The sequence below is a fragment of the Nonomuraea sp. NPDC003707 genome, assembly GCF_053587055.1.
This window is the reverse complement of record NZ_JBSFNK010000001.1, coordinates 239,632-262,791: the sequence shown is the minus strand read 5'-3', so window position 1 is coordinate 262,791 and position 23,160 is coordinate 239,632. Positions and strand designations below refer to the sequence as shown.

Annotated in this window: 17 protein-coding genes; 13 read left to right on the top strand and 4 right to left on the bottom strand. The window is 72.4% G+C overall.

Features of this window, described 5'->3' with window-relative positions; translation table 11 throughout:
• The first annotated feature begins 23 nt into the window (after positions 1-23).
• The 6 genes from ACWDRB_RS01155 (at position 24) to ACWDRB_RS01130 (ending at position 9,115) form a co-directional block, all read left to right on the top strand.
• The gene (locus ACWDRB_RS01155) at positions 24-1,601 is read left to right on the top strand and encodes a carboxyl transferase domain-containing protein (protein ID WP_449891370.1); all 1,578 of its coding nucleotides are present in this window, start codon (positions 24-26) and stop codon (positions 1,599-1,601) included.
• A gap of 3 nt (positions 1,602-1,604) precedes the next feature.
• A complete protein-coding gene (locus ACWDRB_RS01150; RefSeq protein ID WP_449891369.1) occupies positions 1,605-3,566 on the top strand; it encodes an acetyl/propionyl/methylcrotonyl-CoA carboxylase subunit alpha in 1,962 nt (653 codons plus the stop codon).
• On the top strand, positions 3,566-4,471 hold the full coding sequence (locus ACWDRB_RS01145) for a hydroxymethylglutaryl-CoA lyase (protein WP_449891368.1): 906 nt from the start codon (positions 3,566-3,568) through the stop codon (positions 4,469-4,471). The genes ACWDRB_RS01150 and ACWDRB_RS01145 overlap by 1 nt, the downstream gene beginning before the upstream one ends.
• Before the next feature lie 2 nt (positions 4,472-4,473).
• Positions 4,474-5,610 carry an acyl-CoA dehydrogenase family protein gene (locus tag ACWDRB_RS01140; protein WP_449891367.1) on the top strand — a complete coding sequence of 379 codons (1,137 nt, stop codon included), beginning with the start codon at positions 4,474-4,476 and terminating at the stop codon, positions 5,608-5,610.
• Positions 5,611-5,691: 81 nt separating this feature from the next.
• Positions 5,692-6,126 (top strand): GNAT family N-acetyltransferase, encoded by a 435-nt coding sequence (locus tag ACWDRB_RS01135; RefSeq protein ID WP_350722284.1) that lies wholly within the window; start codon positions 5,692-5,694, stop codon positions 6,124-6,126.
• Positions 6,127-6,169: 43 nt separating this feature from the next.
• On the top strand, positions 6,170-9,115 hold the full coding sequence (locus ACWDRB_RS01130; RefSeq protein ID WP_449891366.1) for a helix-turn-helix transcriptional regulator: 2,946 nt from the start codon (positions 6,170-6,172) through the stop codon (positions 9,113-9,115).
• A gap of 16 nt (positions 9,116-9,131) precedes the next feature.
• Here the strand turns inward: ACWDRB_RS01130 and ACWDRB_RS01125 are convergent, their stop codons facing one another.
• From ACWDRB_RS01125 to ACWDRB_RS01115, 3 genes are all read right to left on the bottom strand, one after another.
• The gene (locus ACWDRB_RS01125) at positions 9,132-11,459 is read right to left on the bottom strand and encodes a hypothetical protein (RefSeq protein WP_449891365.1); all 2,328 of its coding nucleotides are present in this window, start codon (positions 11,457-11,459) and stop codon (positions 9,132-9,134) included.
• An 83-nt stretch (positions 11,460-11,542) separates the two neighbouring features.
• A complete protein-coding gene (locus ACWDRB_RS01120) occupies positions 11,543-12,484 on the bottom strand; it encodes a carbohydrate kinase family protein (RefSeq protein WP_449891364.1) in 942 nt (313 codons plus the stop codon).
• Positions 12,481-13,407, bottom strand: coding sequence for a pseudouridine-5'-phosphate glycosidase (locus ACWDRB_RS01115; protein WP_350722277.1), 927 nt, complete (start codon positions 13,405-13,407; stop codon positions 12,481-12,483). The genes ACWDRB_RS01120 and ACWDRB_RS01115 overlap by 4 nt, the downstream gene beginning before the upstream one ends.
• Positions 13,408-13,628: 221 nt before the next feature.
• On the opposite strand from ACWDRB_RS01115, the gene ACWDRB_RS01110 reads away from it, so the two are divergent.
• Complete coding sequence (locus ACWDRB_RS01110; protein ID WP_449891363.1) at positions 13,629-15,137, top strand: phytoene desaturase family protein; 1,509 nt, start codon at positions 13,629-13,631, stop codon at positions 15,135-15,137.
• 30 nt (positions 15,138-15,167) lie between these two features.
• Here the strand turns inward: ACWDRB_RS01110 and ACWDRB_RS01105 are convergent, their stop codons facing one another.
• Positions 15,168-15,725 (bottom strand): TetR/AcrR family transcriptional regulator, encoded by a 558-nt coding sequence (locus tag ACWDRB_RS01105; protein ID WP_449891362.1) that lies wholly within the window; start codon positions 15,723-15,725, stop codon positions 15,168-15,170.
• A gap of 86 nt (positions 15,726-15,811) precedes the next feature.
• Between ACWDRB_RS01105 and ACWDRB_RS01100 the strand changes: the two genes are divergently transcribed.
• The 6 genes from ACWDRB_RS01100 (at position 15,812) to ACWDRB_RS01075 (ending at position 23,145) form a co-directional block, all read left to right on the top strand.
• Positions 15,812-17,014, top strand: a complete 1,203-nt coding sequence (locus ACWDRB_RS01100; RefSeq protein ID WP_449891361.1) for a cytochrome P450 — start codon at positions 15,812-15,814, stop codon at positions 17,012-17,014.
• A gap of 63 nt (positions 17,015-17,077) precedes the next feature.
• Positions 17,078-17,779: a response regulator transcription factor gene (locus ACWDRB_RS01095; RefSeq protein WP_350722270.1), complete on the top strand. Its 702-nt coding sequence runs from the start codon at positions 17,078-17,080 to the stop codon at positions 17,777-17,779.
• Entirely contained in the window at positions 17,776-19,149 is a 1,374-nt protein-coding gene (locus ACWDRB_RS01090) for a HAMP domain-containing sensor histidine kinase (RefSeq protein WP_449891360.1), read from the top strand. Before ACWDRB_RS01095 ends, ACWDRB_RS01090 begins: the two co-directional genes overlap by 4 nt.
• Positions 19,150-19,173: 24 nt before the next feature.
• Positions 19,174-20,349, top strand: coding sequence for a bifunctional glycosyltransferase family 2/GtrA family protein (locus tag ACWDRB_RS01085; protein WP_363965425.1), 1,176 nt, complete (start codon positions 19,174-19,176; stop codon positions 20,347-20,349).
• Entirely contained in the window at positions 20,346-22,427 is a 2,082-nt protein-coding gene (locus tag ACWDRB_RS01080) for an ArnT family glycosyltransferase (RefSeq protein ID WP_449891359.1), read from the top strand. Before ACWDRB_RS01085 ends, ACWDRB_RS01080 begins: the two co-directional genes overlap by 4 nt.
• A gap of 199 nt (positions 22,428-22,626) precedes the next feature.
• Complete coding sequence (locus ACWDRB_RS01075) at positions 22,627-23,145, top strand: N-acetylmuramoyl-L-alanine amidase (RefSeq protein ID WP_449891358.1); 519 nt, start codon at positions 22,627-22,629, stop codon at positions 23,143-23,145.
• Positions 23,146-23,160 lie beyond the last annotated feature (15 nt).

Below are 23,160 nucleotides of genomic sequence, written 5' to 3'. Positions count from 1 at the left end.
TCTCGAGCTATGAGAGGGGCGTCATGAGCGAGTGGCCGGTGCTGAAGTCGTCCGCCGATCCCGGCGGCGAGGCGTTCAAGCGCAACGTCGAGCTCAACGAGCGGGTCGCCGCCGAGCTGCTGGAGCGGCTGGAGGTCGCCGCCCGGGGCGGCCCCGAGCGCTCGCGCCTGCGCCACGTCGAGCGCGGCAAGCTGCTGCCGCGCGACCGCGTCGACGGCCTGCTCGACCCCGGCTCCCGCTTCCTGGAGCTGTCGCCGCTGGCCGCGAACGGCCTCTACGACGACCAGGCGCCGGCCGCGGGGATCATCACCGGGGTCGGCCGGGTCTCGGGCCGCGAGTGCGTGATCGTCGCCAACGACGCGACCGTGAAAGGCGGCACGTACTACCCGCTCACGGTCAAGAAGCACCTGCGCGCGCAGGAGGTGGCCCTGCACAACCACCTGCCGTGCGTCTACCTCGTCGACTCGGGCGGCGCGTTCCTGCCCAAGCAGGACGAGGTGTTCCCCGACCGCGAGCACTTCGGCCGCATCTTCTACAACCAGGCCACCATGTCCGCCCGCGGCATCCCGCAGATCGCCGCCGTGCTCGGCTCGTGCACGGCGGGCGGCGCGTACGTGCCCGCGATGAGCGACGAGGCCGTCATCGTGCGCGGCCAGGGCACGATCTTCCTGGGCGGCCCGCCGCTGGTGAAGGCGGCCACCGGCGAGGAGGTCACGGCCGAGGAGCTGGGCGGCGGCGACCTGCACGCGCGGGTCAGCGGCGTCACCGACCACCTGGCCGAGGACGACGCGCACGCGCTGGCCATCGTCCGCGACATCGTCTCCACCCTGGCCCCGCGCCGGAGCTCGGCCGCGCGGCCCTGGGACACGATCGCGCCCGAGCCGCCCCGGCACGAACCGCGCGACCTGTACGGGATCGTGCCCGCCGACACGCGCCAGCCGTACGACGTGCACGAGGTGATCGCCAGGATCGTGGACGGGTCGCGCTTCCTGGAGTTCAAGGCCGAGTACGGCTCGACCCTCGTGACCGGGTTCGCCCACCTCCACGGCCATCCGGTGGGGATCGTGGCCAACAACGGCATCCTGTTCAGCGAGTCCGCCATGAAGGGCGCCCACTTCATCGAGCTGTGCGACCAGCGCCAGATCCCGCTCGTCTTCCTGCAGAACATCAGCGGCTTCATGGTCGGCAAGGCCTACGAGGCGGGCGGCATCGCCAAGCACGGCGCCAAGATGGTCACCGCCGTGTCGTGCGCGCGGATGCCCAAGTTCACCGTCGTGATCGGCGGGTCCTTCGGGGCGGGGAACTACGCGATGGCCGGGCGGGCGTACTCGCCCAGGTTCCTGTGGATGTGGCCGAACGCCCGCATCTCGGTCATGGGCGGTGAGCAGGCCGCGAACGTGCTCACCACGGTCGGCACCGCCGACGCCGACGCGATCAGGGCCCAGTACGAGCACCAGGGCAACCCGTACTACTCCACGGCCAGGCTGTGGGACGACGGCGTGATCGACCCGCTCGACACCCGCACCGTCCTCGGCCTGGCGCTGTCCGCGGCGGCCAACGCCCCGCTCGAGCCCGCCGGTTACGGCGTCTTCCGGATGTGACGCATGTTGTTCGACCGTGTTCTGATCGCCAACAGGGGCGAGATCGCCGTACGGGTCATCCGCACGCTGCGCCGGCTCGGCATCACGTCGGTGGCCGTGCACACGGCGTCGGACGCCGGAGCCCGGCACGTGCTGGAGGCCGACCGCTCCCACCAAGTGCCGAAATATCTGGATATTGAGGCAATTGTCGGGGCGGCGCTGGCGTCCGGGGCACAGGCCGTCCACCCCGGATACGGGTTCCTCGCCGAGAACGCCGCGTTCGCGCGGCGGTGCGCGCAGGCCGGGCTGGTGTTCGTCGGGCCACCGCCCGAGGCCATCGACGCCATGGGCGACAAGATCCGCGCCAAGGCCACGGTGTCGGCGGCCGGGGTGCCCGTCGTGCCCGGCGGGGCCGAGCCCGGCGACTCGCTGGAATCCTGGCGCGACTTCCCCGCGCTGATCAAGCCCTCCGCAGGCGGCGGCGGCAAGGGCATGGTGCTCGTACGGTCGGCCGCCGAGCTGCCCGACGCCCTGGAGTCGGCCCGGCGCACGGCGCGGGCGGCGTTCGGCGACGCGACCCTGCTGATCGAGCGGTACGTCGAGAGCCCGCGCCACATCGAGCTGCAGGTCCTGGCCGACACCCACGGCAACGTCGTGCACCTGGGCGAGCGCGAGTGCAGCCTGCAGCGCCGGCACCAGAAGATCATCGAGGAGGCGCCCTCGCCCTTCGTCGGCCCCGAGACGCGCGCCCGCATGGGCTCGGCCGCGGTGGAGGCCGCGCGCTCGGTGGGCTACGTGGGGGCGGGCACGGTCGAGTTCATCGTGGACGGGACCACCGGCTCCTACCACTTCATGGAGATGAACACCCGTCTTCAGGTGGAGCACCCCGTCACCGAGCTGGTGACCGGGCTCGACCTGGTCGAGCTGCAGCTGCGGGTGGCGGCGGGGGAGCCGCTGCCGTTCGGGCAGGGCGACGTGCGGATCGACGGGCACGCCGTCGAGGCCCGCGTCTACGCCGAGGACCCGGCCCGCGGCTTCCTGCCGACGGGCGGCCGCGTGCTGGCGTTGCGCGAGCCGGACGGCGGCGTTCCGGGCGGTCCCGCGCCGGTCGTACGGGTGGACTCCGGGCTGGTCGAGGGCGGCGTCGTCGGCAGCGAGTTCGACCCGATGCTCTCCAAGGTCGTCGCCTGGGCGCCGGACCGGGCCTCGGCGCTCAGGACGCTCGACCGCGCCCTGGCCCGCACGGCCGTCCTCGGCGTGGTCACCAACATCCCGTTCCTGCGGGCCCTCGCCGAACACCCGGCGGTCAAGGCGGGCGAGCTGGACACCGGCCTGGTCGAGCGCGTGCTGCCCGAACTGGTCCCGCCCGCGGACGTGCCCGGCGACGTGCTCGCGGCGGCGGCGCTCGCCTTCCACGCCGCTCTGCCCCGGGGCGACGACCCGTGGGAGGTCACGGACGGCTGGCGGGTGGGCGAGCGGGCCTGGACGACGTGGCGGCTGGAGTCGAGGGACGGGGTGCACGCGGTCCAGGTCCGCGGCCTGCCCGAAGAATCCGCCGAAGTCCGGATAAACGATGAGATCGTGCCCGCGCGCATCCGGCTCGGCGACGGGGAGCTGACCGTCACGATCGGCGGCCGTACCGAGCACTACCTGCGCGTACGCCACGCCGACACGCTCTGGCTCGGCACGGACGGCGCGGCGTGGGCGCTCACCCGGCACCTCATCGGCGACCCCGGCGACCGGCCCGGTGCGGCGGCCACGGGCGACGGCGTCGTCAGGAGCCCCATGCCCGGCACCGTCCTGGTGGTCAAGGCCCAGGCCGGCGACCGGGTCACCGAAGGCCAGCCGCTGGTGATCGTCGAGGCCATGAAGATGGAGCACACCGTCACCGCCCCACGCGACGGCGTGGTCTCCGAGCTGGCGGTCCAGGCGGGCCAGCCGGTCGACATGGACGCGGTTCTCGCCGTGGTCACAGAGGAGTCGTAATGCCTTACCCGATGGAAGGGCTTCCGCAACAGGTCACGATCTACGAGGTCGGCCCGCGCGACGGCCTGCAGAACGAGTCCTCGATCGTGCCCGTCGAGGTGAAGGCCGAGTTCATCGACCGCCTCGCGGACGCCGGGCACAAGGTGATCGAGGCGACCAGCTTCGTGCACCCGAAGTGGGTGCCGCAGCTCGCCGACGCCGACGAGCTGCTGGCCCGGCTGCGCAGGAAGCCGGGCGTGCGCTACCCGGTCCTCGTCCCCAACCTGCGCGGCCTCGACCGGGCCCTGGAACGCGGCGTGGACGAGATCGCCATCTTCGCCAGCGCCACCGAGACGTTCGCCGCCAAGAACCTCAACCGCAGCCTGGAGAGCCAGTTCGAGATGTTCGAGCCGGTCGTGGCCGGGGCGCTGGACAACGGCGTGCGGGTGCGCGCGTACGTGTCGATGTGCTTCGGCGACCCCTGGGAGGGGCCGACGCCGATCGCCCAGGTCGTCTCGGTCGGGGAGCGGCTGCTCGGGCTCGGCTGCTACGAGCTGTCGCTCGGCGACACCATCGGGGTCGGCACGCCCGGCCACGTGACCGCGCTGATCAAGGCGTTCCGCCGCCCCGAGCGGCTCGCCGTGCACTTCCACGACACCTACGGCCAGGCCCTCGGCAACACCCTGGCCGCGTTGAGCGCGGGCGTGACGACGATCGACGCCTCCACGGGCGGCATCGGCGGCTGCCCCTACGCCGAGTCCGCCACCGGCAACCTCGCGACCGAAGACCTGGTCTGGATGTTGCGGGGGCTCGGCATCGAGACCGGGCTCGACCTGGGCAAGCTCGTGTCCACCAGCACCTGGCTGGCGGAGCTGCTCGGCCGGCCCAGCCCCTCCCGCGTCGTACAGGCGCTGTCGAAAGGCTGACCATGCTCAAGGACGAGTACGAAGAGCTGCGCAAGACCGTCGAGTCGTTCGCCCGCGAGGTGGTCGCGCCGGTGATCGGCGACTACTACGAACGGGAGGAGTTCCCGTACGACATCGTGCGGCAGATGGGCGCCATGGGGCTGTTCGGGCTGCCGTTCCCGGAGGAGTACGGCGGCATGGGCGGCGACTACTTCGCCCTGTGCGTGGCGCTGGAGGAGCTGGCCCGCGTCGACTCCAGCGTGGCGATCACCCTGGAGGCCGCGGTGTCGCTGGGCGCGATGCCGATCTACCGGTTCGGCGACGCCGAGCAGCGCGAGCACTGGCTGCCCAAGCTGACCTCGGGCTCGGCCCTGGGCGCGTTCGGCCTGACGGAGCCGGGCGGCGGGTCCGACGTGCCGGGCGGGATGCGCACCACCGCCTTGCTGGACGGGCCCGAATGGGTGATCAACGGGACGAAGGCCTTCATCACGAACTCCGGCACCGACATCACGGCCGTCGTCGGCGTGGCCGCGATCACCGGCGAGCGGGAGATCTCCACGATCCTCGTGCCGAGCGGCACGCCCGGGTTCACGGTGTCGAAGAAGTACTCCAAGGTCGGCTGGAACGCCTCCGACACCCGCGAGCTGTCCTTCAGCGACTGCCGCGTCCCCGCCGCGAACCTGCTGGGCGAGCGCGGCCGCGGCTATGCCCAGTTCCTGCAGACCCTCGACGAGGGCCGCATCGCGATCGCCGCGCTCAGCGTGGGGCTGGCCCAGGGGTGCGTGGACGAAAGCCTCAAGTACGTCAGGGACCGGAAGGCGTTCGGCCATCCGATCGGCCACTACCAGGCCATCCAGTTCAAGATCGCCGACATGGAGGCCCGCGCCCACACCGCCCGCCTGGCCTACTACCACGCGGCCGAGAAGATGCTGGCCGGGGCGCCGTTCAAGAAGGAGGCCGCGATCGCCAAGCTGGTCTCGTCGAACGCGGCCATGGACAACGCGCGGGACGCCACGCAGGTGTTCGGCGGGTACGGGTTCATGAACGAGTTCCCCGTGGGGCGCTTCTACCGCGACGCCAAGGTGCTGGAGATCGGTGAGGGCACGAGCGAGGTCCAGCGCATGCTCATCGCCCGGCAGCTCGGCCTGGGCGACCTCTGACCGTTTCCGGCTGAACGTTTTCGGCGGGGCGAATCGAGGGAGTTTGCGTCCGCGACCTCGGACGATCTAGTGTCGTCAGTCATGACGGCTGACGATCTTCTCATCAGGAGGGCGGAGAAGGCGGACGCGGACGAGGTGTTCGCGCTGGCGCGCGAGTTCGGTCTGACGTTCAGACCGGAGCGCGGGGCCTTCGACGCCGCCCTGCCCGAGCTGCTGGCGAACGAGGACGCCCTGCTGCTCGCGGCCGTCGTGGGCGGGCGCGTGCAGGGCTACCTGCTGGGGTTCGTGCATCTGACCCTGTTCGCCAACGGGCCGGTGGCCTGGGTCGAGGAGGCCATGGTCGGCTCCGGGGCGCGCCGGCAGGGGATCGGCCGGGCCCTGCTGGAGGAGTTCGAGCGGTGGGCTCGCACGCGGGAGGCGGGCTACGTGGCGATGGCCACGCGGCGCGCGCCCGAGTTCTACCACGCGCTGGGCTACGAGGCTTCTGCCACGTTCTTCCGCAAGGTCCTGCGCTAGCCCGGCCGGGAATTCTGTCGTGATCTGATGGCATTCTTAGGGCGTGAGTATCCATGCCGTCAGTCCCCGCTTCGTCGGGCGCGCCCGTGAGCTCGCCGCTCTCGGCGACGCGCTGGTCGGGGCGCGTGCCGGGGCGTCGTCCGCCGTGCTCGTCGGCGGCGAGGCCGGGGTCGGCAAGACCCGGCTGATCAAGGAGTTCACCGATCGGGCCGACGACGCGCTGGTGCTCGTCGGCGGGTGCCTGGAGCTGGGCACCGAGGGCCTGCCGTTCGCGCCGTTCACCGCCGTGCTGCGCGGGCTCGTGCGCGAGCTGGGCCGCGACGGGGTGGCGGCGCTCGTGCCCGGCGGCACCACGCGCGGGCTGGCGCGGCTGCTGCCCGAGTTCGGGGAGCCGGACGGAGACGGGCCCGAGGCCAGGGCGCGGCTGTTCGAGCAGGTGCTGGGGCTGCTGGAGCGGCTGGCCGAAGAGCGTCCCGTGCTGCTGATCGTCGAGGACGCCCACTGGGCCGACCGGTCCACCCGCGACCTGCTGTCGTTCCTGGTCCGCTACCAGCCGACCGCGGCGGGCCTGCTGATCGTGGTCACGTACCGCACCGACGAGCTGCACCGCACCCACCCCCTGCGCCCGCTCCTCGCCGAGCTGGGCCGGGTCGAGCGGGTGCGCAGGGTCGAGCTGCGCAGGCTCACCCGCAAGGAGGCCGTCGCGCAGGCGGCCGGCATCCTGGAGCGGGAGCCGTCCCCCGCCGACATGGACCTGATCTACGCGCGCAGCGAGGGAAACCCGCTGTTCGTGGAGGCGCTGCTCAGCGACGGAGGCGGCGTCGCGCTGCCGGAGTCGCTGCGCGACCTGCTGCTGGCCAGCGTCGAGCGGCTGCCCGCCGAGACGCAGGAGCTGCTGCGCGTGGCCAGCGCCGGCGGGCAGCGCATCGAGCACGACCTGCTCTCCGCCGTCGCCGGGCTCGACGAGAACGCGCTCTCCAGCGCGCTGCGGCCCGCCGTGGCGGGAAACGTGCTGACCGTCGACGGCGAGGGCTACTGCTTCCGGCACGCGCTGATCCGCGAGGCGCTCCACGACGACCTGCTGCCCGGCGAGCACACCCGCCTGCACACCCGCTTCGCCGAGGCGCTGGAGCGCGACCTGTCGATCCTGCCCGCCCCGCGCGGCGCGATCGAGCTGGCCCACCACTGGCACTCCGCCCACGACGCCACCTGGGCGCTGGTCAGCGCCTGGCAGGCGGCCGGCGTCGCCCGCAGGTCCACCGCCTACGACGAGCAGCTCAGGATGCTGTCCAGGGTGCTGGAGCTGTGGGACCAGGTGCCCGACGCGTCCGAGCGCATCGGCTGCGACCGCATCGACGTGCTCAGGAACACGGCCACGGTCGCGCACCTCGCCGGGGAGTACGAACGCTCCATCGCCCTGGCCGGCGCCGCCCTCGCCGAGATCGACCACGAAGCCGACCCGATCAGGGCGGCCAAGCTGCTGCGCCAGCGCGGCCTGACCCGCTACGACCTGGGCCGCTCCGGCTACGTCGACGACCTGCGCGAGGCGGCCGCGCTGGTCGCCTCCGACCGGCCGACCAAGCTCCACGCCCAGGTCCTGGAGACCCTGTCCCGCATGCTCCACGGGCGGGAGGTCTGGTCGGAGCGGCTCGCCACGAGCCGGCTCGCCATGAAGATCGGCCATGAGCTGGGCGACCGCAAGGTGGAGGCGCACGCGCTGATCGACCTCACCTGGGCGCGATTCGGCTTCTCCGAGATCGAGGCGCAGCTGGAGGCGTTCGCGGAGGCGCGCAGGCTCGCCGGCGGCGACGAGGCGTACAACGCGCTGATGCGCTGCGCGATCTCCGAGTCCGACGCGCTGGAGGGGGCGGGCCGCCACGAGCGGGCCGCGCAGGTGGCCCGCGACGGCATCGAGGAGGCCCGCCAGTACGGGCTGGCCCGCACGTCCGGCGCGTTCCTGTCGATCAACCTGGCCGAGCCGCTGGTGTCACTGGGGCAGTGGGACGACGCGCTGGAGGTGGTCGAGCACGCGCTCGACCTCGCGCCGCCGGCTCCCTACCAGGCCAGCCTGCAGGGGTTCGCCACGGACATCGCGCTGGCGCGCGGGGAGTTCGACCGGGCCGAGCGGCTGCTGGGGTCGTCGCGGAGCGTGCTGTCGCGCGGGACCTACCGCGACCAGACGGTCCTGCCGCACCTGTGCAGGGAGGTGCGGCTGCTGCACGCGCGCGGGGAGCTCGAGGCCGCGGTGGAGGTGGCCGCGAAGGCCCTGGAGGAGCGCGATCTGGTGGAGACCCCGCGCTACTCCTGGCCGGTGCTGGTGACCATCGCCGACCTGCTCGGCTCCGTGGTGCCGCGGCAAGGGTCCGGGGTGGGCACGCCGGTGGCGCAACTCGGCGCGGCCCTCCTGACGCGGCTGCGGGCGCTGGGGCGGGAGCTCGAGGCCGACGGCGACCTCCAGCGGGCGCAGCACCTCACCTACACGGCGCTGACGGGTCCCGAGCCGGACGACGGCGCCGCCGAGCCGCCCGCGTGGCGGTTCGAGGCCTGGGACCGGGCGGCGGGGGCGTGGGCGGCGCTGCGGCAGCCGTACGCCGAGGCGCGGTGCCTGGTGGGCGCGGCGCAGGCGGCGCTGGCGGACGGCGACCGGCAGGAGGCCGCGGAGCGGCTGGGCCGCGCGCGGGAGCTGGCCGCCCGGCTGGGCGCGACGCCGCTGCTGGAGCAGCTCGACGCCTTCGGGCGGCGGGCCAGGATCGGGGGCGCCGAGGAGGCGGCCGACGGGCTTCCGCTGGGGCTGACGGCTCGTGAGCTGGAGGTGCTGCGGGAGGTGGCTAACGGGCGGAGCAACCGGGAGATCGCCGAGGCGCTGTTCATCTCGGCGAAGACCGTGAGCGTGCACGTCTCCAACATCCTGGCCAAGCTGGGCGTCGCCACCCGGGGCGAGGCCGCCGCCACCGCCTACCGGCTGCGGCTGTTCGACGCGCCCCTTTGAACGGCAGGGCGAGTGCTCAGCCCGTCAGCTGGGCTTCCAGGCGGTAGCCGTCCACCGTGACGTAGACCTGGTCGCCGGGGCGCGCGTTCAGGCGCATCAGCACCGGCTGGAGGGAGTCGAAGACCGGCTGGTGGCCCTGCCAGACCAGGACGATGGCGTTGTCCCCGGGCCCGGTCACCGACAGCAGGGTGCCGGGGCGCATGCCGAGCTGGGCCGCGTAGCCCTCCGGCACCGGCACGGGGCCGCCCCTGAGGTGCTCCGGGGTCACCTCGATGCGCTGCCAGCGGCGCGGGTCCGAGGACGGGCTCGGCAGCGGCGGAGGCGGCGTCGGGGGATTGCCCGCCAGGTTCCCGGAGAGCATCGGCGAACGGCCGCCCGACAGCGCCGAGAGCGTCGCCAGGGCCGCGGACGGGTCGATCGAGTTCGCCGGGGTCGGCGGGATGGGCTGGCCGCCCCGGTGGTGGTGGCCGTTGGCGCCCGGCGTGCGGCGGGGCAGGGGCTGGGCGGGCGACGGGGCCTCGGCCACCGGGTCGCCGCTCGTCTCCTGGGGCAGGGCGTCGTACCAGGCCTTGGCGGAGTGGGCGCGGATGCCCAGCTCGCCCATCAGCTCCACGACGTCCGCGTCGGGCGGGCTCGAGGCCAGCAACTGCCTCGTACGGTCCTGCAGGCGGTGCAGGTCGCCCACGACCAGCCAGCCGTCCTGGAAGCGGCGGTCGGGCATGAGCGTCACCAGCACGCGCCACAGCGGGGTGCGCAGCGAGGGGACCGTCACGGGGTGGGCCGGGTCGGCGCCGATCAGCTGGTCCTCGGTGGCCGCCGCGCCGAGCCATTCGGTCAGGCGGAACATGTGGCCCGTGACCGGCGCGGACTCCGAGGAGCGCAGCCAGTGCAGGACGCGTTCCTCTGCCGTGCGCTGGGCCTGGGAGAGCGCGTCCCGGTCGACCAGCATCTTGTGGGCGAGCGTCCGCAGGCTGACCGGGTCCTCGGCGAACAGCCGGTGCACGGCCACCGCCAGCTCCAGCTTGTCCAGGCTGCGGAACAGGTTGTCCACGACCCGCACCATCGCGTGGTCGGCGTCGGTCGGCACGGGGCTGCTGGGGGCCGGCGGAGCGGTGGGAACGGGCGCCGCGTAGCTCGGGGTGCCGTTGCTCTTGGAGGCGCCCGGCGCGCCGGGGACGGCGGGCATGGATCCCGTACTGGGGCCGCCGGGGACGGCGGGCATCGACCCGGTGCTGGGACCGCCCGGGATCGCGGGCATGGACCCGGTGCTGGGACCACCCGGGACTGCGGGCATCGACCCGGTGCTGGGACCGCCGGGGGCGGAGCTGTTGTCCTGGCGGGCGCCGGGCTGGGCGTCGGACTGGGGGCTCGCGGGGCGCTGCGGGGCGCGGTCGGGCTGGCCGGGGGCCGGGCGGCCCTCGCCGGCGAACCCCTGCGCCGGGAACGAGCCGCTCTGCGGCTGCGCGGAGAACGAGCCGGTCTGCGCGGGGAACGACCCCGTCTGCCGCGCCGGCCCACCGGCGTCCGGCGCCGGCTGGGCCGGGAAGGAACCGGTCTGGCGGTCCTGGGACGGGCCGGTCTGGCGGTCTGGCGAGGGGGCGACCTGGCGGTCTTGCGAGGGACCGCCAGGGCGGTCGGATATCGAGGGGAAGGAGCCGGTCTGGCGGCCGCTGTCCGGCCCCTGGGCGGCCTGGGGGCCGGTGCCCGAGGGCTGCTGGGCCGGGAACGAGCCCGTCTGGCGCTGGTCCGCGGCGGCGGCCGGGCGCTGCGGCGCGGCGTCGGGGCGCTGCTCGGCGGCGGCGCCGCTCTGGGCGGCGAACATGCCGGTCTGGGGCACCGGATCGGCCTGGACGGGGAAGGAGCCCGTGCCCCGGACGAGCGGCCGGGTGACCTCGGGGTGATCGGCCGCGGGGGCCGCACGCTGGGCCGGGATGCGGCCGAGGATCTCGCGGAAGACGGAGCCGATCACCACTTCGGGCGTCGCCGACGGCGTGCCCAGGTCGCTGGGGGACAGGCGGCGCAGCCGCTGCCAGCCGCCGAGCCCGGTGATCGCCGTACGGGTGTCCTCGGGCCAGCCCGGCAGCGCCGGATCGATGTGGTGGACGGTCAGCGCGGGCAGCAGGTCGGCCAGCGGCAGATGGTCCCAGCGCGAGGAGGCCAGGCGCGCCAGCCGCTCGCAGATCCAGTCGAGCCCCGCCGTGCCGAGCGCCCTCGACAGCGCGAGGGAGTGCCACCATCCCGCCGGCAGCCGCGGATCGGCCAGTGCTTCGGCCACCTGCTGCGGGCGGCTCCAGCGCAGAGCAGGGACTAGGTCGCTCAGGCAGATCGATGACTCGACTTCCATCGGCGGACCTTATCCTCCCCAGTGAGCCGCGCGGTGCTGACCGAAACGCGTGTGGCTAATGGTGTAGCTTACGCGGCAAGCTATCAATCAGTGTGAATAGGGTAAAGACGGTTCAGATCCAAACCGTACCGTGGCCGACCGCCCACCTGGGCCACACATGCGGCACCAGCACGGCAACCTGCCTCCAAAGCCGCCTCCTCGCCGACACCCTGCAGAACCCCGGTGAGGTACCCGGCGGCGAACGCGTCACCCGCTCCCGTCGAGTCCACGACCTCGGTGGACACACCTGCCGCCGCCGCGACGACCTCGCCGTCCACGGCGGCCAGCGCGCCCCGTGCTCCCAGCTTCACGATCGCTGTGCCGTATGTCTCACTCAAGAGTACGGCGGCGCGCTCCGCCGTCGTGGCTCCACTCAGCAAGAGGGCCTCATCAAGATTCGGGAGGATCAGGCCGGCGGGGGCGGATTCGCGGATGAAACGTTCGACCCCGAAGTCGCGCAGCGGGCCGGTGGAGGCCGGGTCGACGCTGATCGCGATCCCGGCGGCGGCGGCCTCGGCCATCGCCAGCCTGGCCAGCCGCAGCCCGCCCTCCGCGAACAGCAGGTAGCCGGACAGGTGGAGCCGGGCGACGCCGTCGAGCAGGGCCGGGTCCCAGTCGGCCTCGGAGATCAGGCCGCCCGCGCCGCGGTTGGTGAGCATCGTACGCTCGCCGCTCCGGTCCACCATCGCGATCACGACGGCGGTGGGGCGGTCGGGATCGACCGAGACGTGCGGCCGGACCCCCGTCTTGGCCAGCTCGGTGGTGTGCCACTCGCTGCTGTCGTAGCCGAGCCTGGCCAGCAGGCGCACGTCGGCGCCGAGGCGGGCGGCCCAGGCGGCGGTGTTCGCGCCGGAGCCGCCGGGGCGCAGGACGATGTCGGCCGCCGTGTCGGTGCCCGACATGACCGGCGAACCATGCAACGCCACCACATCGGTGACCACGTCGCCGATGACGAGCAGGGCCCCGCCCGTCACTCCGTCCGTCACGGGCGCGCCCATGACCGGGCGATCTGCGAGGCCAGGGCGACGTTGCCGCGCACGGCGGCCAGGTTGGCCTCCAGGGAGGCCCCGCCGGTGCCGTCCACCAGGTAGCCGAGCAGGAACGGCGTGATCGCCTGCCCCTTGACGCCCTGCCGCTCGGCGGCGGCCAGCGCCTCGGCCAGCACGCGGTCATGGAGCTCGGGGTCGAGCTGCTGGTCCACGGGGACGGGGTTGGCGACGATCAGCGCCGTCTCCTGGCCGCCGAGCGCGTCCTGGCCCCGCATGATCTCCGCCGCGTCGGCGGGCGACTCGATCCGCCATTCGATCGGCTGGCCGGAGGAGTGCAGGTAGAAGCCGGGGAAGGTGTCCGTACGGTAGCCCGCCACGGTCACGCCGCGCGTCTCCAGGCGCTGCAGCGTCGCGGGCACGTCGAGGATCGACTTGACGCCGGCGCAGACGACGGTGATGCGGGTGCGGGCCAGCGTGTCGAGGTCGGCGGACTCGTCCTGGTCCTCGGTCCAGCCGCGGTGCACGCCGCCGAGTCCGCCGGTGGCGAAGACGCGGATGCCGGCGCGGGCGGCGAGGAACGACGTGGCCGACACGGTGGTGGCGCCGCTGGCCTTCAGCGCCGCCGCCACGGGCAGGTCCCGCTGCCCCAGCTTGCGCAGGCCGGACTCGGTCGCGATGCGCTCCAACTCCACCTCGTTGAGGCCGATGCGGGGCACGCCGTCCAGCACGGCGATCGTGGCCGGGACGGCGCCGGCCGCCCGCACGATCCCCTCCAGCTCGCGCGCCACCTCCAGGTTGCGCGGCTGCGGCAGCCCGTGGGAGATGATCGTGGACTCCAGGGCGACGACGGGCGCGCCACTCGCCAGGGCCTCGGCGACCTCGTCGGACGGCTGCAGAACGGAGTCGGGGGTGCTGCGCATGGTGAGTTTCGTGCTCCTTGGGTGGGTCCTGGCCTACTAGGGCGAAAAACGTATTTTACGGGATTTTGTGCGGAACCCAGCAGCTTGCGGCGCTGATCAGATGGCGGTCCACCTGAGGATCACACAGGGGGTGCGGCGCCCGCCAGTGACCCGGCGGATCGGGAGAAATGTCCGAGAGTGAGCGTTGACGGATGGTGTGGGTGGGGTCGTATGGTGCGGTGATGGGGTCGTATGACGTGATCGTGGCCGGAGGCGGGCACAACGGGCTGGTGGCGGCCGCCTACCTGGCCGGAGCGGGGCGCAGCGTGCTCGTCCTGGAACGCCACGACCACGTGGGCGGGCTGGCGATCTCCACGCGGGCCTTCCCCGGCGTCGACGTACGGCTGTCGCGCTACTCCTACCTCGTCAGCCTCCTGCCCTCCGCGATCGTCCGTGACCTGGGGCTGGACCTGGAGCTGCGCCGCCGCCGCTACGCCTCGTACACGCCCAAGGGCGACACCGGCCTGCTCGTCGACAACGAGGACGCGGCGGCCACGGCGGCCTCGTTCAGGGGCGTCACCGGCGGCGAGGCCGACCACGAGGCGTGGCAGGACTTCTACGCCATGACCGCGCGCGTGGCGCAGGCGCTGGCGCCCACGCTGCTCGAACCCCTCCCGTCCGCCGCCGAGGTCGAACGGCTCGTCGGCCCCGAGGCGTGGCGGGACCTGTTCAGGCGGCCGATCGGGCGGACCGTGGAGGAGCGGTTCGGGGACGACACCGTGCGCGGCGTGGTGCTGACCGACGCGCTCATCGGCACGTTCGCCGACCCCGCCACCGACCTGCTCGCCAACCGGTGCTTCCTCTACCACGTGATCGGCGACGGCACCGGCGAGTGGAACGTCCCCGTCGGCGGCATGGGCGCCGTCTCGGGGGCGCTCGAGGCGGCCGCCAGGCGGGCGGGCGCCGAGATCAGGACCGGGGCCGAGATCGTCGGGATCTCGCCGTCCGGCGAGGTCACGTTCGCGGACGAGGGCGGCGAGCACACGGTGAACGGCGGCCACGTGCTGGTCAACCTGCCGCCGGCCGTGCTCGACCGGGTGCTGGGCAGGCCCGGGGAGGTGCCGGAGGGCGCGCAGCTGAAGGTCAACATGGTGCTGACGAGGCTGCCCCGGCTGAAGGACACGTCCGTGGATCCGCGGGCGGCCTTCAGCGGCACGTTCCACATCAACGAGAGCCGCGACCAGCTCGCCGCGGCCTACGGGCAGGCGGCGCGCGGGGAGATCCCGGAGCTGCCGCCGGCCGAGGTCTACTGCCATTCGCTGACCGACCCGTCCATCCTCGGGTCGGGGCTGAGGGGCAGGGCCGAGACGATGACGCTGTTCGGCCTCCACATGCCCGCCCGCCTTTTCCGGAAAAATCCGGATAAGGCGAGAAAGGCCGCCCTGGACGCCACCTTCGCCTCCATCAACTCCGTCCTCGCCGAGCCCATCGAGGAATGCCTGCTCAGGGCCCCCGACGGCACCCTGTGCGCCGAGGCCAAGACCCCGGTCGACCTCGAGAACGAGGCCGGGCTGCCCGGCGGCCACATCTTCCACACCGACCTGAGCTGGCCGTACGCGGAAGAGGGCGAGCGGTGGGGCGTGGAGACCGAGCACGAGCGCATCCTGATGTGCGGCGCCGGCGCCCGCAGGGGCGGCGGCGTGAGCGGCATCGCCGGCCACAACGCGGCCATGTCGGTGCTGAAGCGCTGACCCCGCTGCGCCTTGGGCTGATCTCCTGGGCTAATCCTCCGAGATCAGCCTCGTGGCCACCTCCATGGCCACGGCCGACCGCTCCGCCTCCGGCACGTCCAGGTCGAAGAGGAACGGCACGCTGCCCAGGATCACCGCGAACACCGCCAGCCGGGCCTCGAACTTCCGCACCGGGCCGGACTCCGGATCCTCCAGCAGGGACACCATCTTGACGATCCCGGCCTGCATCCGCTCACCGGCCGGCAGGCCCTGCATCACACCCTGGTTGACCTGCGCGAACTTGAACAGAGGACGCCACTGCCCCTCCAGCAGTTCGCCGATCCGCCGCAGGATCTCCCGCCTCGATTCGGGGGTCTTGGGCTGCGCGTGCCCCCACTCCACCAGCTCGTCGATCGACTCGGCCAGCCGCTCTCCGACGCTCTCCAGGATCGCCTCTTTGGTGCTGAAGTGGTAGTAGAGCGCCGGCCGGGTGATCTGCAGCCGCTCGGCCACCTCCTGCAGCGTGGTCTGCTCGTACCCCTGCTCGGCGAACAGCTCCAGCGCCACCTGCCGGATCCGGTCCCTGGTGTCCGTCCGCCGCCCTGCCATCCCGCTCCCATCACTTGACGACCGGCCCACGATTGCTTACTTTCGCGTAAGTAAGCAATGCGATCCGGCTTGTACGGGAGCAGACTATGGCCGAAACCTTCCCTGTCCAGCGCACCTGCCCGTTCGCGCCCCCGCCCGAGTACGAGCGGATGCGCGAGCAGGCCCCCCTCGTACGAGCCTCGCTCCCCGGCGGGGACGTCTGGCTCGTCACCCGGCACGCCGCGGCCAAACAGGTCCTGTCGGGCACGGGCATCAGCACCAACCCGGCGACCCCCGGTCACCCCAACTGGGCGTTCAGACCGGAGCCGCCCACCCCCGAGGAGCGGGCCGCGGCGAAGGAGTTCGCGATCGGACACTTCATCGACCTCGACCCGCCCGAGCACGGCCGGTTCCGGCGGCTGCTCATCCCCGAGTTCACCGTCAGGCGCGTCAAGGAGCTGCGGCCCGGCATCCAGCGCACCGTGGACGAGCTCATCGACGACATGCTGGCCAAGGGCGACGAGGCGGAGCTGGTGGAGGCGTTCGGGCTGGCGCTGCCGTCGCTGGTCATCTGCCAGCTGCTCGGCGTCCCCGTCGACGACCGCGAGTTCTTCCAGTCGCGCACCCGCGAGATGCTCTCCAGCGCCGACGGCCCCGACGCGAGCTTCGCCGCGATCATGGGGCTCAGGGACTACCTCGACACCCTGGTCGCCAAGGCGGAGCAGCAGCCCAAGGACGATCTGCTCGGGCGGCTGATCGAGAGCGGCCGGCTCACCCATGCCGAGCTCGTGGGCGTGACCTTCCTGCTGCTCGTCGCGGGCCACGAGACCACCGCGAACATGATCCCGCTCTCCGCCCTCACCCTCCTGCGCCACCCCGCCCAGCTCGCCGCGCTGCGCGAGAACCCGGACAAGTGGCCCATGGCGGTGGACGAGCTGCTGCGCTTCCACTCGGTCGTGGACTGGGTGGCGTTCGACCGGGTGGCCGTCGAGGACCAGGAGATCGACGGACAGCTCGTCAGGAAGGGCGAGGGCGTCTTCGTGCTCGGCGCCTCCGCCAACAGGGACGAGCGGGCGTTCGAGCGGCCGGACGAGTTCGACGTCGAACGCGGGGCCCGCCACCACGTGGCGTTCGGGTACGGTGTCCACCAGTGCCTCGGCCAGAACCTGGCCAGGGCCGAGATGGAGATCGCGCTGCGCACGCTGTTCGAGCGCATCCCCGGCCTGCGGGTCACCGTGTCGGACGAGGAGCTGCCGATCAAGAGCGACGGCCCCATTTTCGGGCTCAAGGCGATGCCTGTGGCGTGGTGATCTCATGGAACGCGCATGATGGCGTTTATCAGGTTTTCATGATGAGCCTCTAGCGTTTGTCGCATGAGTGAGCCTGCACGGTTGCTGGTGGTGGACGACGAGCCCGCGTTGCGCGAGGCGCTGCAGTCGAGCCTGGAGTTCGAGGGCTACAAGGTCGTCACGGCCAACGACGGGCAGGCGGCGCTCGACGCGGTCGCGGCCGACACCTACGACGCCGTGCTGCTCGACGTCATGATGCCCCGGCTCGACGGGCTGACCGCGTGCCGGCGCCTGCGCGCCTCGGGCAACCACATCCCGGTCCTCATGCTCACCGCCCGCGACGCGGTGGGCGACCGGGTCTCGGGGCTCGACGCGGGGGCCGACGACTACCTCGTCAAGCCGTTCGAGCTGGACGAGCTGCTGGCCCGCGTCCGCGCGCTGCTGCGGCGGGGCGCGCTGAGCTCGAGCCCCGCCGAGGGCGCCGACACGCTCACGTACGGCGACCTGCGCATGGACCTGGCGACCAGGGAGGTCACGCGCGCCGACCGCCGGCTGGACCTGACCCGGACCGAGTACCTGCTGATGGAGCTGTTCCTGGCGCACCCGCGTCAGGTGCTCACGAGGGACCAGATCCTCAGCGAGGTGTGGGGGTTCGATTTCGAGCCGACGTCCAACTCGCTCGACGTGTACGTCATGTACCTGCGGCGCAAGACCGAGGCCGGGGGGCAGCCCCGCGTGATCCACACGGTGCGCGGGGTGGGGTACGTCCTACGGGCCACGCCGTGATCTGGCGCAGCCTCCGCACCCGCCTCACACTCCTGGTCGCGGTCGCCGTCGCCCTGGCGGTGGCGGTCAGCGCGGGTGCGTGCTTCATGATCGTCCGGCACCAGCTGTACGAGCAGGTGGACCGGCAGCTCGGCAACCCGCCCGGCAAGAGTCCACGCGGGCAGCTGGAGTGGCTCCAGCGCGAGTGCGGCCCGGTCCCGAACCCCCAGGACCATTACGGCCCGCCGGGCACCACTCAGCTCATCTTCGCCGATGACCGTCCTCCGTGCTACACGAGCGCCGCTCTCGTGGTCACCGAGGAGGACAAAGGGGTGGCCGCCAGCCCGGGGGCGAAGCACTGGCACAACGGGGTCACCGACGACGGCACGGAGATGCGCATCCTCACCGAGAACGTGGGGCCGGGCATGGCTGTGATGGATGCCGTCCCACTCGGTCAGCTGCGCAACACGCTGAAGATGGTGGCGTTGCTTCTCGGCGCGGTGGCCGCGCTGGGGGTGCTGGCCGCGGCGACCGCCGGTTTGCTCATCGCCCGCGCCGCGCTGCGCCCCGTGGGCCGCCTCACTGAGGCGGTCGAGCACATCGCTCAAACCGAGGACCTCGACACCCACATCCCCGTCGAAGGCGACGATGAGATCGCCCGGCTCTCATCCTCCTTCAACGCCATGACCACCGCCCTGGCCGGCTCCCGTGAGCGTCAGAAACAGCTCGTCGCCGACGCCGGCCACGAGCTGCGCACCCCCCTGACCACCCTGCGCACCAACATCGACCTCCTCCTCCGCAGCGAGCAGACGGGCCGCAGCCTCGACCCCGAGGCCAAGAAACGCCTGCTCACCAACGTCAAGGCCCAGTTCGCCGAGTTGTCCACGCTCGTCGCCGACCTCCTCCAGCTGGCCAGGGGAGACACCGAGCACGAGCCGCACGTCGAGCTGCCCTTCCACGAGGTCGTGACGGCGGCCGTCGAGCGGGCCAGGCTGCGCGGCGCCGAGGTGGTCAGCGACCTCAGGCCCTGGTACGTCGTCGGCAGCGCCACCTCCCTCGAACGCGCCGTGCTCAACCTCATCGACAACGCCGCGAAATTCAGCCCCGGCGGCCAGGTCGAGGTGTCCTTGTCGCACGGCCGGCTGTCCGTGCGGGACCACGGCCCAGGGTTGCCGGAGGAGGAGCTGCCGCACGTCTTCGAGCGCTTCTGGCGCTCCCCGTCCGCCCGTGGCCTGCCCGGATCCGGGCTGGGCCTGGCGATCGTGGCGCAGGCCGTCACGGAGGCCGGGGGAGAGGTACGTCTGGCGAATGCGCCCGGTGGTGGAGCGATCGCGACAATGGACCTTCCCGGAACTCTCATGCGTAACTCAGAATCGGATAAGTCCCGTTAAAGACCCGACCCGTGAGCTGGCTGCATGGAGATAACAGCAGTAAGGACGCGCCTGGTCGAGGTGGTCGTCCCGGTCTACAACGAGCAGCGGGCGCTCCGCGAGAGCATCACCCGGCTGCAGACGTACCTCACCGGGAACTTCCCCTACGGCTTCCGCATCACGATCGCCGACAACGCCAGCACCGACAACACCTGGCAGATCGCCACGGAGCTCTCCCAGGAGCTCCCGCACGTGCGGGCCGTGCACCTCGACGAGAAGGGCCGCGGCCGGGCGCTGCGGCTGGTCTGGTCGCAGAGTGAGGCCGACGTCGTCAGCTACATGGACGTGGACCTGTCCACCGACCTCGACGCGTTCCTCCCGCTGGTCGCGCCGCTCCTGTCCGGCCACAGCGACCTGGCCATCGGCACCCGCCTGGCCAGGGCGTCGCGGGTCGAGCGGGGGCCGAAGCGCGAGTTCATCTCCCGCTCGTACAACCTGCTGCTGCGCTCGGTGATGGGGGCCGGGTTCTCGGACGCGCAGTGCGGGTTCAAGGCCGTCCGTACGGAGATCGCGCAGGCGCTGCTGCCCGGCGTCGAGGACGAGCAGTGGTTCTTCGACACCGAGCTGCTGCTGCTCGCCGAACGGCACGGGCTGCGCATCCACGAGGTGCCCGTGGACTGGGTGGACGATCCGGACAGCCGGGTCGACATCATCCAGACCGCGCTCGACGACCTGCGCGGCCTGGCCAGGGTCGCGCGTAAGACGCTGTCGGGGGCGGCGCGCATCCCGGTGCCGGCCCGGGTCCAGCGGGCCGAGCTGCCGAAGGGGATGGCCAAGCAGCTGCCCAGGTTCGCGATCGTCGGCGTGGTGAGCACGCTGGCGTACCTGGCGCTGTTCTCGCTGCTGCGGCAGATCGTCTCCCCGCTGGCCGCCAACGCGGTCGCGCTGCTGGTCACGGCCGTGGCCAACACCGCCGCGAACCGCCGCTTCACGTTCGGCGTCAAGGGCTCGGTCGGGGCGATGCGGCACCAGTTCGAGGGGCTGATCGCGTTCTTCGTCGGGCTGGCGCTCACCTCGGGGAGCCTCGCGCTGCTTCCCGCCGGCGTCTCGCACGGGGTGGAGCTGGTCGCGGTCATCATCGCCAACGCGGCGGCCACGCTCGTCCGCTTCCTGCTGCTGCGCGTGTGGGTCTTCAACCCCAGGCGGAGGACGGCACGATGACCGCCACCGCCATGCGGCCCGGGCACCGGGCCGCCACGAGCCGCAGCCTGCCCGCACGCGTCCTGCTGGGCGCCGAGGAGGACCCGCGCTGGTCGCGGCCCGCCATGTGGGCGGTGCTCGCCGCCGCTTTCGTCCTGTACGCGTGGGGGCTGAGCGGCAACGCCAACGAGTACTACGCCGCCGCCGTCCTGTCCGGCACGCAGAGCTGGAAGGCGTTCTTCTTCGGCGCGCTCGACGCCGGGTCGTTCATCACCGTGGACAAGCCGCCGCTGGCGCTGTGGGTGATGGGGCTGTCCGCGCGGATCTTCGGCTACGGCACGTGGAGCATGCTGCTCCCGCAGGCCCTGGCCGGGGTGGCCGCCGTCGGCCTCGTCTACTCGGCCGTGCGCCGCGCCTGCTCCGGGAGGACGTACGCCGACGCGGCGGCCCTGGTCGCGGCCGTGGTCATGACGCTCACCCCGATCACCGTGGCGATCAACCGGGACAACAACCCCGACACGATCCTCGTGCTGCTGCTCGTGCTGGCGGCCTGGTTCTGCCTGGAGTCGCTGCGTACCGGGCGCCTGCGGCCGCTGCTGGTGTGCGCGCTCTTCGTGGGGCTGGCCTTCAATGCGAAGATGCTCCAGGCCTACCTGGTGGTGCCGGCCTTCGCGCCGGCGTACCTGCTGTGCGCCCGCGTGCCGTGGCTCAGGCGGGTGGGGCACCTGCTGGCGGCCGGCCTGGTCATGCTGGTGTCGAGCGCCTGGTGGATGGTGATCGTCGACCTCTGGCCCAGCGACTCGCGGCCGTACGTCGGCGGTTCCACGGACAACTCCGTCTGGGACCTGGTGATCGGCTACAACGGGCTCGGCCGGATCTTCGGCCAGGGCGGCGGCCCCGGCGGTGGAACCGGTGGCGGCGGCGGTGGCGGCTTCGGCGGGGAGTCCGGGGCCGGGCGGCTGTTCAACGACGTCCTGGCGGGGCAGATCTCCTGGCTGCTGCCGTTCTGCGTGATGGCCCTGGCGTTCGCCGCGGTCATGCGGGTGCGCCGGATCGAGGGCCCGTCCGGGGCGGCGTGGCTGGTGTGGGGCGGCTGGCTGGTCGTCCACTACGTCGTGTTCAGCTTCTCCAGCGGCACCTTCCACCCGTACTACACCACCGCGATGGCGCCCGCCGTGGCCGCGCTGTGCGGACTGGGCGGGGTGGCCATGTGGCAGGAGTATCGCCGCTCGCGGACCTGGGCCTGGGTGCTGCCGCTGGCGGTGGCGCTGACGGGCGGCTGGTCGTTCGTGGTGCTGCGCCGCACGCCCGACTGGGCGCCGTGGCTGGCCTGGGTCGTGCTCGGGGCGACCTTGGCGGCCGTGGTGGTGCTGGTGCTGGCCAGGGTACGGGCGCAGGTGACGGTCAGGATCGCCGCCCTCGCGCTGGCGGCCACGGTGGTCGCCGGTTTGGCCGGGCCCGCCGCGTACGCCGTCACGCCGCTGGGGTCGCAGGTGAACGGGACGAACCCGACCGCCGGCCCGAACGCGGGGCAGATGGGCTTCGGCCGGATGGGCGGCGGCGCGGGCGGTCAGTTCCGGGGCGGTCAGTTCCCGGGCGGCCAGTTCCCCGGCCGCGACTTCCCCGGCGGCCAGACACCCAACGGCCAGCTGCCTGACGGCCAGCTGCCTGACGGGCAGCTGCCCGGTCAGGAACAGCCTGGCGGGCAGGACGCGGGCGATGGGACGGCACGGACCGGCCGGGCGGGCTTCATGGGCGGCGGCCCCGGCGGCGGGATGAGCGACTCCATGGTCAAGTACCTCCTGGCGAACCAGGGCAAGGCCACCTGGCTGGTCGCGGTGAACAGCGCCATGCAGGCCTCGCCGACCATCCTGTCCACCGGCAGGCCCGTGCTCGCCATGGGCGGCTTCACCGGCAGCGACGCCGCCATGACCGTGGATCGCCTCAAAGAGCTCACCTCCTCCGGGCAACTCCGCTACGTTCTGTCGGGCGGCGACCGCGGCGGTCCGGGCCGGGGCAACACCGAGGTGACCACCTGGGTCCAGCAGAACTGCAAGGCCGTGGACGGCCAGGACGGCCTCTACGACTGCGCCGCGTAACGGGAAAGGGGCGCCTTGACGGTGCCCCTACCCATCAACCAGCACATTCTCGGGTCATCTGCCCATCAAGGCCCAAGTCGCCCAAGACAGGATGAAATATGGCCAACGATCCCGGCATCCCCGCGCGTCGCATTTCTCTCTCCCGCTCCTCTGCTGCCTAACCTGCGAAAAGTCGAGCACTTAACTAGGGGGAGAGATCATGGCGATCAAGATCGTCAAGCGCAGTGCCTGGAACGCCCGCCCGCCGAGAGACCCGGACGCCGTCGTCAAGGTTCCGTGGGCGAAGCGCACCGAGTTCGTCGTCCACCACAGCGAGGGACCGACGACGCAGACGCCGCGGCAGATCCAGGACTTCCACATGGACGAGCGGGGGTGGAACGACATCGGGTACAACTTCCTCGTGCGGGACGACGGCACCGTGTACGAGGGCCGCGGCTGGGACGTGCGGGGAGCCCACGCCACGGATCACAACGTCAGCGGCATCGGCTGCGCCTACATCGGGATGAACAGCCCGACCGACGCCGTGAAGATGACGATCCGCGCCCTGTACGACGAGGCCTGCGCCAAAGCCGGCCGTACGCTGGCCAAGCGCGCCCACCTTCAGGTGGGCAACACCGACTGCCCCGGCACGAAGCTGCTGGCCTGGGTGGAGGCCGGCATGCCGGTCCCCGCCGCGGCGGGCGTCAATCTGCCGTCGGACGACGACCGGCTCGCCTGACGCGGCGGGGACGGC

Bases quoted from the DNA above. Each gene is read 5' to 3' on its own strand.
- ACWDRB_RS01155 (WP_449891370.1), top strand. From the start codon at position 24: ATGAGCGAGTGGCCGGTGCTGAAGTCGTCCGCCGATCCCGGCGGCGAG.
- ACWDRB_RS01150 (WP_449891369.1), top strand. From the start codon at position 1,605: ATGTTGTTCGACCGTGTTCTGATCGCCAACAGGGGCGAGATCGCCGTA.
- ACWDRB_RS01145 (WP_449891368.1), top strand. From the start codon at position 3,566: ATGCCTTACCCGATGGAAGGGCTTCCGCAACAGGTCACGATCTACGAG.
- ACWDRB_RS01140 (WP_449891367.1), top strand. From the start codon at position 4,474: ATGCTCAAGGACGAGTACGAAGAGCTGCGCAAGACCGTCGAGTCGTTC.
- ACWDRB_RS01135 (WP_350722284.1), top strand. From the start codon at position 5,692: ATGACGGCTGACGATCTTCTCATCAGGAGGGCGGAGAAGGCGGACGCG.
- ACWDRB_RS01125 (WP_449891365.1), bottom strand. From the start codon at position 11,459: ATGGAAGTCGAGTCATCGATCTGCCTGAGCGACCTAGTCCCTGCTCTG.
- ACWDRB_RS01115 (WP_350722277.1), bottom strand. From the start codon at position 13,407: ATGCGCAGCACCCCCGACTCCGTTCTGCAGCCGTCCGACGAGGTCGCC.
- ACWDRB_RS01110 (WP_449891363.1), top strand. From the start codon at position 13,629: ATGGGGTCGTATGACGTGATCGTGGCCGGAGGCGGGCACAACGGGCTG.
- ACWDRB_RS01105 (WP_449891362.1), bottom strand. From the start codon at position 15,725: ATGGCAGGGCGGCGGACGGACACCAGGGACCGGATCCGGCAGGTGGCG.
- ACWDRB_RS01100 (WP_449891361.1), top strand. From the start codon at position 15,812: ATGGCCGAAACCTTCCCTGTCCAGCGCACCTGCCCGTTCGCGCCCCCG.
- ACWDRB_RS01095 (WP_350722270.1), top strand. From the start codon at position 17,078: ATGAGTGAGCCTGCACGGTTGCTGGTGGTGGACGACGAGCCCGCGTTG.
- ACWDRB_RS01085 (WP_363965425.1), top strand. From the start codon at position 19,174: ATGGAGATAACAGCAGTAAGGACGCGCCTGGTCGAGGTGGTCGTCCCG.
- ACWDRB_RS01080 (WP_449891359.1), top strand. From the start codon at position 20,346: ATGACCGCCACCGCCATGCGGCCCGGGCACCGGGCCGCCACGAGCCGC.
- ACWDRB_RS01075 (WP_449891358.1), top strand. From the start codon at position 22,627: ATGGCGATCAAGATCGTCAAGCGCAGTGCCTGGAACGCCCGCCCGCCG.